This is a genomic window from Treponema sp. R6D11 (genome assembly GCF_054786075.1).
Genome location: NZ_BDHD01000286.1, coordinates 1 through 1,774, shown reverse-complemented (window position 1 = coordinate 1,774; position 1,774 = coordinate 1). Strand labels below are relative to the sequence as shown.

The 1,774-nt window shown below is 40.4% G+C and carries 3 protein-coding genes; all 3 read left to right on the top strand.

Annotated features, from left to right (window positions below):
• Nucleotides 1–159, top strand: a complete 159-nt coding sequence (rpsT, locus tag ACYVTD_RS12360; RefSeq protein ID WP_461248058.1) for a 30S ribosomal protein S20 — start codon at nt 1–3, stop codon at nt 157–159.
• A 1-nt stretch (nt 160) separates the two neighbouring features.
• On the top strand, nt 161–481 hold the full coding sequence (locus tag ACYVTD_RS12355) for an HU family DNA-binding protein (RefSeq protein ID WP_461248057.1): 321 nt from the start codon (nt 161–163) through the stop codon (nt 479–481).
• Nucleotides 482–526: 45 nt separating this feature from the next.
• Nucleotides 527–1,774, top strand: a 1,248-nt coding sequence (gene lnt / locus ACYVTD_RS12350; RefSeq protein WP_461248056.1) for an apolipoprotein N-acyltransferase, incomplete at its 3' end; no start/stop codon positions are given.

Genomic DNA, 1,774 nt, shown 5'->3' with positions numbered 1-1,774 from the left:
TTGGCGCAGAAGAAAGATCCCCAAGCAAGCGCGGCATTAAAAGAAATGATCAAAAAAATTGATACAGCCGCCGGAAAGGGAATTATTAAAAAGAACGCTGCAGCTCGCAAGAAATCAAGAATGCAGCGTTATTATAATGCGATGAAGGCGGCGCAGTAATATGGCAATGAAAAAATTTACAAAGGTTGATATCGTAGACGCTCTCTACGAAAAAACGGGAATGACCCGCACGGAACTTCGCAATGTTGTTGATCTTTTCATTGATGAAATGAAAGACGCCCTTATGCGACGTCAGGTTATAGAATTGCGCGGTTTTGGCACTTTTGAAGTAAAAGTACGAAAAGCCCGCCCAAGGGCAAGAAACCCCAGAACAGGCGAGACCATCGCTATTCGCTCACACGGCGCTGTCGCTTTCCGTTCAGGTCGCGAATTAAAACAAGCTGTATGGGCAATAAACGACGACAAAAAATCAAAAAAATAACAAATGGAATCAAAATACAACCGGGTTAAAGGTATATTAATCCGGTTGGGGCTTATTTTTTTAGCTTCAATTCTTTTTGCCGCATCTTTTCCTAATATAGTTTTTATTAATGGGTTGTCATTTCTTGCGTGGTTTGCATATATTCCAATTCTTATTGTCATTAGTAAAAGTAATTTATTATCATGCGCTGGTTACGGCGCTATTTACGGCGTAATCGCATACAGCCTTTTTAATTACTGGCTCGCAAAATTTCACCCTCTTGCAGGAACAATCGTTTACAGTATTTATCTTGTTTATTTAGCTGCCGTTTTTGTCCTTTTAAAACTTGCATTAATTCTTTTTCCAAAGCGCGGCTACCTTGTTCAATTGGTTATATGGCTTGCCTATGAATATTTACGCACTAAAGGATTTTTTGGGTACTCCTACGGAGTAACAGGCTACTCACAATGGCGCGTAATACCGCTTATTCAAATAGCAAGTATAACGGGCGTATGGGGAGTTTCCGCTCTTGTTACTTTCCCGTCTTTCTGGCTGGCGCAGGCTATTAACAATTTAAAATTGCCCGACTTAAAAAATTCGTTTGCGGCTTTTTTCCGTAAAGAAAAAATCTCCGCCATAATTTGGGTTGCCGCTCTTGCGTCCGCTTTTATTTTTGGTTTTATCAACATAAAAGATTTTTCTACCTATCCAAACGCGCCCATTGCCTTGATTCAGCACAACACCGACCCATGGGAAGCATCAAATGCTCCTTCCGATTGGCAGGTAAATCAAGGATACCGCAAAGATCTGGAAAAATTAATCCGTCTTTCCGATAAAGCCCTCTCTTCCGTTCCCAAACCCTTGCTTGTAGTGTGGTCGGAAACGGCGTTTGTTCCCAGAATTTATTGGCATACCACATACCGCGATGATCAAAATTCATGGTTGATAGTAAAAGAACTTTTGGAGTATCTTTCCGAAAAAGACGTTCCTTTTTTAATCGGGAATGACGACGGTCGCAAGGATAGCGCAAAAAATCCAAATGCCAACGAAAAATACCGCGTCGATTACAATTCTGCTTTACTTTTTGAAAAAGGAATAAATACAGCCGCCTACAGAAAACTGCATTTAGTTCCCTTTACAGAGCATTTTCCATACAAAAAACAATTTCCGTTTATTTATAAGTGGCTTGAAAAAGCGGATACTCATTTTTGGGAAAAAGGCGAAGAAGAAACAGTTTTTCGCGTACAGGGATTTACCTTTTCCGCCCCAATCTGCTTTAAAGAAATTTCCATCATCATGTTATCTGCGTTAGAC

Excerpts from the sequence above, each read along its gene's own strand:
- ACYVTD_RS12355 (WP_461248057.1), top strand. The coding sequence starts at position 161 with ATGGCAATGAAAAAATTTACAAAGGTTGATATCGTAGACGCTCTCTAC.